This is a genomic window from Maritimibacter fusiformis, from assembly GCF_008086115.1.
GTDB lineage: Bacteria > Pseudomonadota > Alphaproteobacteria > Rhodobacterales > Rhodobacteraceae > Muriiphilus > Muriiphilus fusiformis.
In genome coordinates, this window is sequence record NZ_VSIY01000004.1 from 354,657 (window position 1) to 369,284 (window position 14,628).

General features: G+C 67.3%; 15 protein-coding genes. 6 read left to right on the forward strand and 9 right to left on the reverse strand.

The genetic code is table 11. The features are described from left to right. From FVF75_RS05820 to FVF75_RS05840, 5 genes are all read right to left on the reverse strand, one after another. Positions 1-768: a TIGR02186 family protein gene (locus FVF75_RS05820; protein WP_148377005.1), complete on the reverse strand. Its 768-nt coding sequence runs from the start codon at positions 766-768 to the stop codon at positions 1-3. Position 769: 1 nt separating this feature from the next. Continuing rightward, entirely contained in the window at positions 770-1,684 is a 915-nt protein-coding gene (locus FVF75_RS05825) for a sulfite exporter TauE/SafE family protein (RefSeq protein WP_148377006.1), read from the reverse strand. Positions 1,685-2,140: 456 nt separating this feature from the next. Further along, the gene (locus FVF75_RS05830; protein WP_187392983.1) at positions 2,141-2,557 is read right to left on the reverse strand and encodes a GNAT family N-acetyltransferase; all 417 of its coding nucleotides are present in this window, start codon (positions 2,555-2,557) and stop codon (positions 2,141-2,143) included. Continuing rightward, positions 2,554-3,156 (reverse strand): tRNA (adenosine(37)-N6)-threonylcarbamoyltransferase complex dimerization subunit type 1 TsaB, encoded by a 603-nt coding sequence (gene tsaB, locus FVF75_RS05835; RefSeq protein WP_148377007.1) that lies wholly within the window; start codon positions 3,154-3,156, stop codon positions 2,554-2,556. Before tsaB ends, FVF75_RS05830 begins: the two co-directional genes overlap by 4 nt. Further along, entirely contained in the window at positions 3,146-3,703 is a 558-nt protein-coding gene (locus FVF75_RS05840) for a NifU family protein (protein ID WP_148377008.1), read from the reverse strand. Before FVF75_RS05840 ends, tsaB begins: the two co-directional genes overlap by 11 nt. A 108-nt stretch (positions 3,704-3,811) precedes the next feature. Between FVF75_RS05840 and FVF75_RS05845 the strand changes: the two genes are divergently transcribed. Next, a complete protein-coding gene (locus FVF75_RS05845; protein WP_148377009.1) occupies positions 3,812-4,744 on the forward strand; it encodes a DMT family transporter in 933 nt (310 codons plus the stop codon). On the opposite strand, the gene FVF75_RS05850 is transcribed toward FVF75_RS05845, so the two are convergent. After that, entirely contained in the window at positions 4,741-5,448 is a 708-nt protein-coding gene (locus FVF75_RS05850; protein ID WP_148377010.1) for a rhomboid family intramembrane serine protease, read from the reverse strand. The genes FVF75_RS05845 and FVF75_RS05850 overlap by 4 nt on opposite strands. Before the next feature lie 70 nt (positions 5,449-5,518). Here FVF75_RS05850 and trpS point away from each other — a divergent pair, with 70 nt between their 5' ends. The 3 genes from trpS to FVF75_RS05865 all read left to right on the forward strand — a co-directional run bounded on the left by trpS (position 5,519) and on the right by FVF75_RS05865 (position 8,082). Further along, positions 5,519-6,544 carry a tryptophan--tRNA ligase gene (trpS, locus tag FVF75_RS05855; RefSeq protein ID WP_148377011.1) on the forward strand — a complete coding sequence of 342 codons (1,026 nt, stop codon included), beginning with the start codon at positions 5,519-5,521 and terminating at the stop codon, positions 6,542-6,544. A gap of 158 nt (positions 6,545-6,702) precedes the next feature. Continuing rightward, a complete protein-coding gene (locus FVF75_RS05860) occupies positions 6,703-7,578 on the forward strand; it encodes a branched-chain amino acid aminotransferase (RefSeq protein ID WP_148377012.1) in 876 nt (291 codons plus the stop codon). 48 nt (positions 7,579-7,626) lie between these two features. Next, on the forward strand, positions 7,627-8,082 hold the full coding sequence (locus FVF75_RS05865; RefSeq protein ID WP_148377013.1) for a universal stress protein: 456 nt from the start codon (positions 7,627-7,629) through the stop codon (positions 8,080-8,082). Positions 8,083-8,090: 8 nt separating this feature from the next. Here FVF75_RS05865 and FVF75_RS05870 read toward each other — a convergent pair whose 3' ends face one another. From FVF75_RS05870 to FVF75_RS05880, 3 genes are all read right to left on the reverse strand, one after another. After that, positions 8,091-8,600 carry a GAF domain-containing protein gene (locus tag FVF75_RS05870; RefSeq protein ID WP_148377014.1) on the reverse strand — a complete coding sequence of 170 codons (510 nt, stop codon included), beginning with the start codon at positions 8,598-8,600 and terminating at the stop codon, positions 8,091-8,093. Between the two features lie 76 nt (positions 8,601-8,676). Next, positions 8,677-10,389 carry a hydantoinase B/oxoprolinase family protein gene (locus tag FVF75_RS05875; protein ID WP_148377015.1) on the reverse strand — a complete coding sequence of 571 codons (1,713 nt, stop codon included), beginning with the start codon at positions 10,387-10,389 and terminating at the stop codon, positions 8,677-8,679. Positions 10,390-10,393: 4 nt separating this feature from the next. Beyond that, positions 10,394-12,424: a hydantoinase/oxoprolinase family protein gene (locus FVF75_RS05880; RefSeq protein WP_148377016.1), complete on the reverse strand. Its 2,031-nt coding sequence runs from the start codon at positions 12,422-12,424 to the stop codon at positions 10,394-10,396. A 276-nt stretch (positions 12,425-12,700) separates the two neighbouring features. Between FVF75_RS05880 and FVF75_RS05885 the strand changes: the two genes are divergently transcribed. Together FVF75_RS05885 and FVF75_RS05890 are read left to right on the forward strand one after the other, a co-directional pair. Next, complete coding sequence (locus FVF75_RS05885; RefSeq protein ID WP_148377017.1) at positions 12,701-13,429, forward strand: GntR family transcriptional regulator; 729 nt, start codon at positions 12,701-12,703, stop codon at positions 13,427-13,429. Between the two features lie 26 nt (positions 13,430-13,455). Beyond that, entirely contained in the window at positions 13,456-14,553 is a 1,098-nt protein-coding gene (locus tag FVF75_RS05890) for a M24 family metallopeptidase (RefSeq protein ID WP_187392984.1), read from the forward strand. Positions 14,554-14,628: the final 75 nt, after the last annotated feature.

Sequence of the window (14,628 nt, forward strand, 5' to 3'; positions counted from 1 at the left end):
CTAGCTGCGCAGGATCAGGCGGAACGCGGCCGAGGCACCCCAGCCCGCCGCGACGGCGATGAACAGCGACATCAGCCCGTAAAGGAACGCCTGTTCATGCGCGAGATTGTAGATCCAGCGTTCCAGCCCGACCTTCTGCACGTCGATATGCGCCGTGTGGGTGGCGACGACTTCGCCGTCGCGGGTCAGGTAGATGCGCGCGCTGTAGACGCCTTCGGTCAGGTTGGCCGGCAGTTCGATGCGGGTGTCGAACAGGGTATCCTGCGCGATGTTCACCGCGCCTTCCTGCATCCGATAGAGGCCGTTTTTCGAACGGATGCGGATCACCGCCTCGGCGAAGTCGGCGGCATCCGGCCCGCCCTCGGTCTGCAGCACGCTGATCGAGGAGGGGATCGAGATGCGCCGGACCTCGTCGATTTCCGGAGTGATCAACTGGTCGAACGGGCCCGAGGTGGCAATGGCATAGAACGAGGGGGCATAGTTCACGTCGACCGAGTCGGTGTTCACCCAGATCCCCAGCCGCTTTTCCTTGCGCCGGACGGTGATCGGGTGCGACGGCCCCTCGATCACCACGGTGATGCCCAGCATCTCGTCGGGCGTGGGCGCGTCGCGCTTGATCGCGCCGAAGATCAGGATCTCGGAGCCGACGAAGGTGGCGGTGATCGACACCCGGTTCTGGCTCAGCCCGGCGACGATGGTCTCGGCCTGAGCCGCGACGGGCGTGAGCGTCAGCCAGGCGGCGGCGAGGAATGCGAGGAGGCGTGCCATGTCAGTGCCCCTCCGCGCCGATGGAATAAAGCTCGGACGGTTCCAGCAGCAGGTCCAGCCCCAGCTTGAGGCAGACCGCCAGCACCAGCAGCGACAGCAGCACCCGCAGTTGTTCGGCCTTCATCTTGACGCCGATCCGGGTGCCGACCTGCGCCCCGATCACGCCGCCAACCAGCAGCAGCACCGCCAGCGCCACGTCGACCGTGTAGTTGGTGGTGGCGTGCATCATCGTGGTGAATGCCGTGGTCAGGATGATCTGGAACAGCGACGTGCCCACCACCACCTTGGTCGGCATCCCCAGCAGGTAGATCATCGCCGGCACCATGATGAAGCCGCCTCCGACGCCCATGATCGCCGCCAGCACGCCGACCAGCACGCCCACCAGGATCGGCGGGATCACCGAGATATAGAGACCCGAGGTGCGGAATTTCATCTTGAACGGCAGGTTGTGCACCCAGAAGTGCCTGCGCCGGGCCGGCGCCGCCGTGCTGCCGCGCGACTTCAGAAAGGCACGCAGCGATTCGATGAACATCAGCCCGCCGACCACGCCCAGGAACACGACATAGGCCAGCTTGACCAGCAGATCGACCTGGCCGATCGACTTGAGGTAGTTGAACAACTGGATACCCAGCGCGGCCCCGATCAGGCCGCCGATCTGCAACACCACGCCCATCTTTATGTCGACGGTCTTGCGCTTCAGATGCGCCAGAACGCCCGAGAACGACGAGGCGACGATCTGGTTGGCCTCGGTGGCGACCGCCACGGCGGGCGGGATGCCGATGAAGAACAGAAGCGGCGTCATCAGAAACCCGCCACCGACCCCGAACATGCCGGACAGAATGCCGACCATCCCGCCCAACCCAAGCAGCAGGAACGCGTTGACGGAGACTTCGGCGATGGGCAGGTAGATTTGCATGGGCAGGTATTGCTGCAAGATGTTGAATATGTCTAGGGGTCAGTTGCAGGGGCGGCTCACGGCTCCTGCGACAAATCGGAGCGTCCGGGTGTTCGTCGTCGCATCCCTCAGCCCTCCGTGACCGAATTCGGTCCTGCTGTTTCAAGTGCCGGGACCGGCGCGGATCTGGCGGCGATCACGCCCACCGGCCCGGCCGGCAAGACTGGCAGCGTATCGGCGTCCCGCCGCGTGCCAAGCCTTGTTCCGCCTCGCGCCTTATTCCTGCAGCGCGGAAATGTAAACGTACTGGTGCCGCAACCGCCGGCCGGCGCCGGGGCCGGACCGATCACGCCGGAGGCCCGCGCCCGCGCGACGGAGGTTCTGCGCGCCGGGCGCGACCCGGGCTGCGCTGGTCCGCAAGCCCTGCGAACAGGGGGCGCCGGGTGTCTGCGCGCCTGCCTTCACGTTTTCGTGAGATCAGGCCCCGACAAGCGATTTCGTCATCACGACCGCGTCCACCGCCGCATCCGCGCGCCGGTAATAGCCGCGCCGCCGCCCCGACTCGGCCCATCCCGCCGCGCGGTAGAGCGCCAGCGCGCCCGCGTTGTCGGCGGCGACCTCGAGAAACCCGGCCTCGGCTCCGCGCGCCCGTGCCTCGGCCTCGAACGCTGCCAGCAAGTCCCGCCCGACCCCGCCGCGCCGCGCCTCGGGCGCGACCGCGATGGTGATCAGTTCCGCCTCGCCCGCCGTCGCCCGCCCGATCGCGAAACCGGCCTCCCGCGTGACCGCAAAGCCGCCCGGCGCGCCGGTCAGCGCCTCGATCTCGCCCGCCGCCCAGGCCCGCCCGCCGGGAAAGGCGCGGGCATGAAGCGCGGCCATCTCGTCCAGTGTCATGGCAGGATCACCGGCGCCGGGTCTTTCGGCGGGGCCGCATCGGCGCTGCGGAAATACAGCGGCGCCGGGCGGGGCAGGGGGGCGCCCAGGGCCAGCCGCGCGGCGGCGATCCGCGCCATCGCCGGGGCGAGCGTTGCCGGGTCGGCCATCGGCGCACGCGGCATCTCGGGTCGCAGCGCGTCGGGCGCATCTGTCATCACCGGCGGCCCGTCCTCGCCCAGCACCAGCGCGTATGTCATCCCACGTCGCGCATCGGCCAGCGACAGGCAGGGCCGCGCCATGCCCTCGGCCTGCGCCTCCAGCGTCGAAACCCCGATGGCCGGCACCCCCAGCCCCAGCGCCAGGCCGCGCGCGGCGGCCACCGATATGCGGATGCCGGTGAAGTTGCCGGGGCCGATCCCCACCGCCACCGCGTCGAGATCGCGCCAGGCAAAGCCCGCGCCCGCCAGCATTTCCTCGATCATCGGCATCAGCCGTTCGGCCTGCCCGCGCCCCATCTCCTCGGCGGTCGCGGCCACGATCCGTCCGCCCGACAGCAAAGCGGCCGCGCAATGCGCGGCCGATGTGTCAAACGCCAGGATGGTCGGGTCAGACGGCAACCGCCCGCACCTCGGTGACCTCGGGGATGTAGTGCTTGAGCAGGTTCTCGATGCCCATCTTCAGCGTCAGGGTCGAGGACGGGCAACCGGCGCAAGCGCCCTGCATGTGCAGATAGACCACGCCCCGGTCAAAGCCGTGGAACGTGATGTCTCCGCCGTCCTGCGCCACCGCCGGGCGCACGCGGGTGTCGAGCAATTCCTTGATCTGCACCACGATCTCGCCGTCCGGGCCGTCATGTGCGGCATGGGCGGCGGCTTGTTCGCCTTCCATCACCGGCTCGCCCGACTGGTAATGCTCCATGATCGCGCCCAGAACACCGGGCTTGATATGGTCCCACTCGACGCCCTCGGCCTTGGTCACGGTCACGAAATCGGTGCCGAAGAACACCCCGGCCACGCCCTTGACCGCGAACACCCGCTTGGCCAGCGGCGAGGGGCCGGCGGTGTCGGGCGAGGGGAAATCGGCGGTTCCGGCATCGAGCACGGCCTGGCCGGGAAGGAATTTCAGGGTCGCCGGGTTCGGCGTGGATTCGGTCTGGATGAACATGTCGCGCACCTTTTCTGTCGGATTTGATATGAGGTCCGGGCGCCCCCCTGTCAAGCCGCGCGGGCCGGAGGGTTGCCTTCTGCGCCGGTTTGTCGCTTGCTGCAGGCCATGTCGGATCACCTCAAGGGCCTTCTGATAACCGCGCTGGGCGTGATGATGATCGTGCCGGATTCGCTGTTCGTGCGGCTGATCGGGGCGGACGCCTACACCATCGCCTTCTGGCGGGCGCTGTTCGCCGGTCTGACCATCGGGTGCGGCGTGCTGATCTTTCAGGGGCCGGGCGCGTTTCGCGGGCTGACCCGCCACGGCCGCCCGATGCTGATCTACATCCTGACGCTGGCGGTCTCGAGCAACCTGTTCGTGGTCGCGGTGTCGATGACCTCGGTCGCCAACGTGGTCTTCATCATCGCCGCGATGCCGGCCTTCGCGGCGCTGTTCAGCTTCGTCTTTCTCGGCGAGCGCCTCAGCCGCCGCACCGCCCTGACCATCGCCGCCGTGGCAGTTGGAATCGCCATCATCGCCTTCGGGTCGGGCGACAGCGAACGGGCCACCATCGAGGGCGATCTGGTCGCGCTGCTGGTGCCGGCCTTCTTCGCCATCGCGCTCACTGCCGCGCGCAGCATGAAATCCATCAGCCTCCTGCCCGCGATCCCGGTGTCGTTTTTGATCGGCACGATTGTGCTCGCGCCCTTCGCGACACCGATGTCGGTGCCATCAGACGATTGGATCTTCGTCATCCTGCACGGCGGTGTGTTCATTGCCGCCTCGACCGCCTTCATCTCGATGGGCCCGCGCTACCTGCCCTCGGCGGAGGTGTCCTTGCTGATCCTGCTGGAAAGCGTTCTGGCCCCGATCCTGGCCTGGGTGGTGGTGGACGAAGATCCGGGCCGCTGGGCCATCGTCGGGGGCAGCGTCGTGATCGGTGCGCTCGCGGTCTCGAACCTCGTGGCGCTGGCCCGCCGCCGCCGCCACCCGGGCGCGATCTCGGACCGGCTCGAGGCGCATGTGGTGGTCGAGGGGGATGAGGGACCGCCCCCCTAGCGCCGCCTGATCTTGCCCACGATCGCCGCCCAGCCGCCCGGGCTGACAAGGAACGCAAGGCCGAAGCCGGAGGCAAAGCCCGCGATCTCTGCCACCCAGTTCAGCCCGCCACCGAACAGCAGCCCGAACACAAGCTGGATGCCCAGAAGGAACGCGATCAGCGTGAACGCCTGCAGGCCCGTCGCCCGCCCGGCCAGCCCGGCCCACAGGATGAAGGTATAGGCCCCCACCATCCCGTAAGCCCCCGGGAAGCCGCCGAACAGCACCACGCGCGTATCCCACACCAGCCCGTAGACCAGCGCGCCCAGCACCGATGCCCCGAAGAACACCACCAGCACCGCCCAGTTCGACAGCACCTCGCCCACCAGCTTGCCGAGCGCCAACAGGAACACCAGCACGAACAGCGCATGCGTGAAGGTGCCGTGGATGAACGGATAGGTCACGAAGCGCGCCATGAACTCCCAGCGGATCGTGCCGTTCTGGATCATCCAGTCGAACATCGGCTCGTAGAACCCGAACCGCTCCATCGCCGCCAGCCGCCAGCCGGTGCCCGCAGGCCCGCCGAGGATGCCGGCATTCGCCGCCGTCAGCACAAGTTCGATGCCGAAGATCGCCAGCGCCAGCACCACCACGGCGGGCGGAAGCGGGTTCACCGGCGGGGCGTTGTGGTCCTGGTCGGTGGGCAGTTCGAAAGGGGGGCGCATCGGGTTTCCTTGACGCTGGGCACCCGCCTAGGTAAGCGAGCCGGGCAGATAAATCCAGACGGAGCCTGTCATGGCCGAGACCCAGTTCACCCCGCGCGTCTTTTCCGGCATCAAGCCCTCGGGCGGCTTGACGCTTGGCAACTACCTCGGCGCGATCAAGCGTTGGGTCGACATGCAGGGCCCGGCGTTCGAGACCATCTATTGCGTCGTCGACCTGCACGCGATCACCGTCTGGCAGGACCCCGCCACGCTGGCCGACGCCACCCGCGAGGTGGCCGCCGGAATGCTGGCCTCGGGCATCGACCCCGCGAAATCCATCCTGTTCAACCAGGCCCAGGTGCCGGCCCATGCCGAACTGGCGTGGCTGTTCAACTGCGTCGCGCGGCTGGGCTGGATGAACCGGATGACCCAGTTCAAGGACAAGGCCGGCAAGAACGCCGAAAAGGCCTCGCTTGGCCTTTATGCCTACCCGTCGCTGATGGCCGCCGACATCCTCGTCTATCACGCGACGCACGTGCCGGTGGGCGAGGACCAGAAACAGCATGTCGAACTGACCCGCGACATCGCCGCCAAGTTCAACCACGACTATGGCGAGGCGTTCTTTCCGCTGACCGAGCCGGTGATCGAAGGCCCGGCAATGCGGGTGATGAACCTGCGCGACGGCTCGAAAAAGATGTCCAAGTCCGGCGACAGCGACATGGAGCGCATCAACATGACCGACGATGCCGACACCATCGCAAAGAAGTTCAAGAAGGCCCGCACCGACCCCGAACCGCTGCCGGGCGAGGTCGCGGGGCTGGCTGACCGGCCCGAGGCAAAGAACCTCGTCGACATCTACGCCGCCCTGTCCGACACCACCGCCGAGGCGGTGCTGCGCGACCATGCCGGCGCGGGCTGGGGCACCTTCAAACCGGCGCTGGCCGAACTGGCGGTCGAGAAACTCGCCCCGATCTCGGACGAGATGAAGCGCCTGATGGCCGCCCCGGACGAGATCGACGCGATTCTGGCCAAAGGGGCAGAGCGCGCCGAGGCCATCGCCAACCCGATCCTCGAACGCACCTTCGATCTGATGGGCTTCGTGCGCTCGCGCCGCTGACTTGCAGAAAACCCGCGTTCCGGGGCGAGATGCCCGACCCGGAACGCGCATACATTGCCTGAATCCAACCCGGTTCGATCCGTGCAACCCAACGCCACGTCGCGTCTGGACCTTCCCGGCCTCCGGACCTACGATCCGCGCGATGACAGGAGGACCTGATGGCGACCGGCACCAATCTGCGCACCTATTTCGAAGGCACATGGCACCAGGGCGACACCCCGATCATGCGCGCCGCCGATCACGGCGCATGGCTGGGCACCACGGTATTCGACGGCGCGCGCATGTTCGAGGGCGTGACGCCCGACCTCGCCGCCCATTGTGCCCGCGTGAACCGCTCCGCCGAGGCGCTGATGATCACGCCGACGGTCTCGGCCGACGACATGGTGGCGATCGTGCGCGAGGGGCTGGCGCTCTACCCCGCCGGAGCACCCGTCTATATCCGGCCGATGTATTGGGCGATCGAGGGCGGTCATATGGGCATCGTGCCCGAGCCCAACTCGACCGGCTTTGCCGTCAGCCTCGAGGAAATCCCGATGGCCGCAGCAACCGACTCGACCACCCTGACCACCACCCGGTTTCGCCGCCCGGTGCTGGAGGATGCGGTGGTCAACGCCAAGGCGGGCTGCCTCTACCCCAACAATGCGCGCATGCTGGCCGAGGCCCGCGCCAAGGGCTTCGGCAACGCGCTGGTGGCCGACGCGCTGGGCAACGTGGCTGAGACCGCCAGCGCCAATGTCTTCATGGTGCGCGACGGCGAGGTCTTCACCCCCATCGCCAATGGCACTTTCCTGGCCGGCATCACCCGCGCGCGCCACATCGCGAACCTGCGCGCCGACGGCGTCAAGGTGCACGAGGCCGTGCTGTCCTTCGACGACTTCCGCGCCGCCGACGAGGTGTTCCTGTCGGGCAACTTCAACAAGGTCACCCCCGTCACCGCCTTCGACGACCGCCAGTATCAGCATGGGCCGATCACCCGGCGGGCGCGCGAACTCTACTGGGACTGGGCGCATTCTGACGCAGCCAAGACCGCTTGATTAGCGCAGATCGCTCCGTCATCATGCGCGCCTGACAGGAGGCCAACCATGCGCAAATTCCTCGTCGTGCTGGACGACAGCCGCGAATGCCTGAACGCGATGCGCTTTGCCGCGATGCGGGCGCAGCACACCGGCGGTGAGGTCGAGATCCTCTCGGTGATCCCGCCGGAGGAGTTCAACCACTGGCTGGGTGTCGGCACGTTGATGCGTGACGAGGCCAAGGAACGCATCCATGCCCATTACGAGGTGTTCGCCAAGTGGATGCGCGACCGCCACGACATCGACCCGCGCCTGGTGATCCGCGAGGGCAACGTGGTCGAGCAGATCCTCAAGCGCGTCGAGGAAGCCAACGAGATCGGCGTTCTGGTTCTGGGCGCTTCCTCGGGCCGGGGCGGGCCGGGGCCGATCATCACCGAACTGGTGCGCAACGCCGGCACCCTGCCGGTGCCGATCACCATTGTGCCGGGCGAAATGTCCAAGGAACGGCTTGAATCGATCACCTGAGCCGGGCGTCAGTCCACGTTTGCCCCTGCCAGCAGCGCCGCCGCCACCGGCAGGCGCATGGCTTCGCACCCGGCGATGATCGCGTCGTCGAAATGCCCTGATGCCGCGAGGCAGTTCAGCGTCCCGATCACCTCGCCCGCCACCACCACCGGAATGTTGACGATGGATTCCATGCCCAGCGCGCGGATCTGTTCGTGATCGAACATCGCCTTGGCCAGGCTCTCGTAATCATTGGCCACGAAGGTCTTGTGCTCGTCGATGACGTGGCGGCTCCAGTCGGTCTCGTTTGCCGGTTTGCGCCCCTGCGCGGCATAGGCGCCGGGCTGCGAGGAATAGAGCCGCAGGAAACTTCCGTCCGCGGGGTCACGGGCGGTGACGGTGACGAGCTTCAGCCCGTAAGCACCGATCAGGTGGTCCGCGACCGGCGCCAGGTGCTGCTCGGGCGTGGCGTCGGGGGCGGCAAGGGCGTCGGCGGTGGCGCGCAGAACCTCGGCGGGCAGGGCGGTGGTGTCGGTCATCTGGTATCCTCAGGTGTGGGAAGAGGGCCAGCGCCGGGCGCCGGCCCCTTGAACAGGATGCGGGTTTCCCCGGGGGTCAGAGGCTCGTGCGCGGCGTGCTGGCCTCGGTGTCGACCCGGCCATCGCGGATCACCACGCCGTAGTCCTCGGCGGCCACTTCCGGCGACAGCCAACCCCGGTCGAGATCGCGCTGGATCTCGTCAAACGGCCGGGCCATCGGGTCGCCATAGCCGCCGCCGCCACCGGTGCGGGTGATCAGAAGCGTGCCCTTGGGCAGCACCCGCGCGCGCATCTTGAGCGGGTTTTCCTCGCTCCCGTCCGGCAGGCGCAGGGTGTTCACCGGCCCCTTGGCCGGTTTGCCGCCCGCCAGCCCCCATGCGGGCGTCTTGGAGCGTTCGAACCACAAGGCGCCCCCGGCATCGTCCAGCATCCGGTAGCTGCGCACCACGCCGTTGCCGCCACGCCAGCGCCCGGCCCCGCCCGAATCCGGGCGGATCGAGAACTCTTCGATGCGCACCGGGAACTTGGTCTCATAGACCTCGGCGGGCATGTTGCGAAAGCCGCCGTTGACCAGGTTGATCAGCGCGCTTTCCCCGTCCGCGCCGTTCGATCCGCCCCAGCCGCCCGCGGTCGCCTCGACCGACAGCCACTGTTTCTTCCTCGGGTCGACCTCGAAGAAGGTCGCGACCATCGAATCGCCGTAATGCGCGGCGGTGGCGTGTTCGGGCATGGCCTCGGACAGGCAGGCGATCATCAGGTCGGCCAACAGGCCGAGGCCGGTGAAATACCACGCGCAGGCATAGGGTTCGCGGGCATTGAACATGCAGTCGTCGGGGATCTTGACGCTCATCGTCGAGAACGACCCGCCGGTGATCGCCCGGTCCGGGCTGATCATGGTCTTGTAGGCGAGCCGCAAGAGCGATTGCGTCTGCACCGCGCCGCAGTTGACCGAGCCCGCCACCGGCGGCGACGAGCCTTCGAGGTCGATGATCATGTTCTCGCCGTCGATGGTCAGCGTCAGCGCGACCTTGATCGGATCGTCCGACTGCCCGTCATTGTCGAGATAGCCCTCGCGCGACCAGGTGCCGTCCTTCAGTTCGCCAATCGCGGCGCGGTCGAGTGCGCGAGACTGTTCAAAGATGTTCAGGCAGCTTGCCCGGTAGGTGTCCTGCCCGATCCGGTCGAGCAACTGGCCCAGCCGCCGCTCGCCGGTGCGGATCGCGCTGACCTGGGCGCGGAAATCGCCCAGGATCGCCGACGGCATCCGGGTGTTGCGCTGGATCAGGTCCATCCAGTCCGGCAGTTCCTCGTAGTTCTGAACCACCCGCGTCGGCCCAAGCCGCCAGCCCTCCTGAAAGATCGAGCTGGAGCCCATCGGCAACCCCGGGTCCATCGCGCCCACGTCCGACCAATGTGCCCGGGCGGCACCAAAGCCGACAAGCTTGCCGTCGTGAAACAGCGGCCCGACGGCGGTGAAGTCATTCAGGTGCGTGCCCTGAAGATAGCTGTCGTTCATCAAAAAGATGTCGCCCGGCCCGATGTCGTCGCCGTATTTCTCGATCACCAGATGAACGCAGGCGTCGATGGCACCGACGAACAGCGGCACGCCGGTCGACTGGCCCAGCATGGTGCCCTCGGCGTCGAGGATGGCGACGGCACTGTCGCGCCCCTCGTAGATCACCGGCGAATAGGCCGAGCGCCAGAGGGCGGCGTTCATGTCCTGGGCGCAGGACATGACGAAGTTGCGGACCACTTCGGTGGTGATCGGATCGCTTGTTGTCTTGCTCATGGGATCACTCCGCATTGCTGGGTTTCATGGAGAGGTGGCCGCCGGTGATGACCTCTGCCCGCCAGCCTGGCGGCACCAGCGTGGTGGCGGTTTCCTCTTCGATGATGGCCGGGCCGTCGACGGTGTCGCCCAGCGCATAGGCCTCGCGCCGCACCACGGCGGTGTCGTGCTCGGCCCCGTCGAAATAAACCTTGCGGCTGCGGGCCTCGCGCGCCGCGCGGTCCACCGGGCTGGGCAGGCCGGGGCGTTTCAGCCGGCCAAGGGCGGCAACCCGCAGGTTGGCCACCTCGGCCCCGGCGGTGGTGCTGGAATGGCCGTATTGCTTTTGATAGGCCGCGTTGAATAGCGCCCTGACGGCGGCGGGATCGACCACGCCGGTCCCCGCCGGCACCGTCAGCACGTATTCCTGCCCCTCGTAGCGCAGATCGACCGACCGCTCGAACGAGATGTCGTTGTCCTTCATCCCCTCCTGCTTGAGGTGGGCGAGACCCTGCGCCTCCAGCGCCTCGAAGGCGGCGGTCACCTCGTCCACGTCGACATGATCCCAGTCGCCGTAATAGGTCATCTTGAAATCGTGGCGCATGTCGGTTTGCAACATTCCGACCGCCGAAAAGGCGCCCGGATGGATCGGCACGATCACTTCTTCGATGTCGAGCTGCCGGGCCAGTGCCGCCGCCTGCGACGGCCCGGCGCCGCCATAGGCCAGCAGAGCGAAGTCGCGCGGGTCGATGCCGCGTTGCACTGTGATGGTGCGGATCGCGTCGGCCATCTTGGCGTTGATGATGTCGATGATGCCCTGCGCGAAGGCCTCGGGTTTCAGCCCGAACTTGTCGCCCAGCTTGGCCACCACGCCCCGCGCCGCCTCGGTGTCCAGCGTCATCTCGCCGCCGGAGAAGTTCGACGAATCGAGCCGCCCCAGCACCAGGTTGGCGTCCGACACCGTGGGTTCGGTGCCGCCGCGCCCGTAGCAGGCCGGTCCGGGCACCGAGCCCGCAGACTGCGGCCCGACGCGCAGCGCATCGGCCTCTTCCCAGGCGATCGAGCCGCCGCCGGCGCCGATCACGTGGATATCGACCACCGACATCTGCACCGGCAGCCCCTCCAGCGAGGTCTCGTTCGAGATCGACGGCAGCCCGTCGATGATCAGGCTGGCATCGAACGAGGTGCCGCCCATATCGACGCAGATCAGGTTCTTGCGCCCGGTCTGCTCGGCCAGCGAGCGCCCGCCGATGGTGCCCCCGACCGGCCCCGACAAGAGCGTCTGAAGCGGCGTGTTCGAGGCCGCGGTCGCGGTCATCGCGCCGCCGTTCGATTCCATCACGTAGACCCGCCCGCCTTCGGGCAGGGTGTCGCGCATCTCGTCGACCAGCGTCGCGAGGTAGCGCCGGACCACCGGGGCGGTGAAGGCGTCCATCGCGGTGGTCGAGATCCGGTCGAACTCGCGCCATTCCGGCGAAACCTGGTGCGACAGGGCAATGTCGATTTCCGGCAGCCGTTCGCGCAAATAAGCTTCGGCGGCCAGTTCATGCGCGGGGTTGCGAAAGCCGAACAGGAAGCAGATGGCGATCGCCTCGTAGCCCCGGATTTTGACCGCCTCGACCAGCCGATCAAGCTCTTCCAGCACGATCGGTGTCTCGATGGTGCCATCGGCGGCGATGCGTTCGCGCACCGTGAAGGTGTCCTCGACCGTGACCAGCGGTTCGGGCTTTTGCCAGCGGATCGAAAAGATCTCGCCCCGGTCATTGCCCTGGATGGTATAGACATCGCGGAAATTCTCGGTGGTCAAAAGCGCCACCTTGGCGCCCCTGCGGGTCAGAACCGAGTTCAGCCCGACCGTCGTGCCATGCACGAAAAAGTCTATGTGCTCACCCGCGCCCAGCCCCTTTTTCACGCCTTCGAGAACGGCGAGCGCCGGGTTCTGCGGGGTCGACAGCACCTTGAGCGCGCGCATGTCGCCGTTCTCGGAATTCTGGAAAACCACATCCGTGAATGTCCCGCCGATATCGGCCGAAACGCGGTATCCGGTTGATGCCATTGGATCACCTCCCTGTGTGTTCGCTCGCCCGTTCCCAGCCTTGGGAAACGCGCCCTGATCGTAAGGATCGGCGTGGCGACGACCGGGTCGGACGTGGCCGCCGAATCCGAAATACCCCTTGTTTGCAAGGGAAATCTCATGGCCTCCATCGCAAACGCTAGGGTGTATACAAATTTTATGCAAGACAATTATGCAAACTTTATGCTACGCTGAGTCTCGAAAAGGCCGCGCACCCCGGCGTGCGTTCCGGCCAGCGCCAGGAAAAAAGGGGACACCATGGAAAGCGACGGGAAACCCGAAAAAGACGACACCCCCCGGCGCGAACGCGGTGCGATCACCGTGCATCAGGCGCTGCGCGAAGAGATTCTCACGCTGGTGCGCGAACCGGGCAGCGGGCTGGACGAGGTTTCCATCGCCAAGACCTTCAACCTGTCGCGCACCCCGGTGCGCGAGGCGATCTTCATGCTCTCGGGCGAGGGGCTGGTGAAGGTTCTGCCCAACCGCACCTCCATCGTCACGCCGCTGTCGATGCACCGGCTGAACGACCTGCTCGACACCTGGCTGATCCTGACCCGGTCGGTCTGTGTCCATGCCGCGCACCGGCGCACCCCCGAAGGCATCGCCGACCTGCGCGCGCGCCTAGCGGCCTTCGGGGCCACCATCGGCGGCGGCGACATGCTGGCCACGGCGCTGGCGATGCTCGAACTGCAGCGCGGCTATGCCGAGGTGGCGCGCAACTTCTTTCTCAGCCGCTATTACCCCGACTGCCTCGACGCCGGCCGGCGCACGCTGCTGTTGCACTACTTCCCCTACGCGAGCAGCAGCAAGCTTGAGCTTCAGGCCCGATTCCACGCCGCCCTGATCGACGCCATCGACCGTGACGACGTTGCGGCCTGCAACACCATCGCCGGCGACATGATCGCCGCGATCCTCAAGGTGATCCGCGCCTCTCTCGAACCCACCGCCGCGAACCAGGTCGACCTGTCGACCGCTCCGCTGGCCTGACCAACCCCTTGCGAAAGCGCATGAACATGAACTACGACGCCCGCCTCAAGAAACTCACCGGCCTGATGCAGGCCGCCGATTGCCCCGCCGTCGCCTTCGTGCCCGGCCCGAATTTCTACTACCTGACCGGCGTGACGCTGGCGCTTATGGAGCGGCCCACGATCCTGATCGTCACCGCCGAAGGCCGGATGCACGCCGCCATCCCGGCGCTGGAGCGTGATCGCTGGAGCGCCGAGGTTCCCCAGGCCGAAACCGTGTTCTGGCAGGATTCCGATGGCTATGCCGATGCGCTTTCGACGCTGGCCCACCAGACCGGCCTGACCACCCTTGCCGTCGAGGGCAACCGGATGCGCCAGTTCGAGGCCGCGGCCCTGGCCCGCGCCTTCGACACCACGCCCGAGGACGCGACCGCGATGCTGGCGCCGCTGCGCATCCTCAAGGACGCGGGCGAAGTGGCCGCGATCGAGAAGGCCGTGGGCATCAGCGAGGCCGCCCTGACCGCCACGCTCGCCGCCATCGGCGCGGGCATGACCGAGACCGAGATCCGTTCGCGCCTGCTGATCGAGATGCTGGAGCGCGGCGCCGACGGCCCGGCCTTCGACCTGATCGTGCTGGCCGGCGGTGCCGCCGCCGATTGCCACGGCGTGCCTTCGTCCGCGCGCCGGGTCGGGCGCGGCGATGTGCTGCTGTTCGATTTCGGCGCCACGCTCGACGGCTACTCTGCCGACATCACCCGCACCTATTTCTGTGAGGAAATCCCCGATGCGCACCGCGCACTCTATGACACCGTGCTCAAGGCCAACCGCATCGGCTGCGAGATGGTCGCGCCGGGCGTCACGCCGCACGATCTCGACAGCGCGGTGCAGGGCGTGCTGCGCGACGCGGGCTTTGCCGACTGCATCCGCCACAAGGTCGGCCACGGCCTCGGCCTCGACATCCACGAAGCCCCCGCGGTGATGATCGGCAACCACCAGCCGCTCGAGCCCGGCATGGTCATCACCATCGAGCCGGGCCTCTACAAGCCCGACGTGATCGGCGTGCGCATCGAGGATGACGTGCTGGTGACCGAGGACGGGCATCGCTCGCTCACCTCGCTGCCGCGCGAGGCGCAGACCTTCGGATGAGGCACGGGCGCGCGCATATCGGCAAATCGGCGGGCCATCCCGGCCCCCGCGCCGGCATGCGCCGCGCCCCTGACA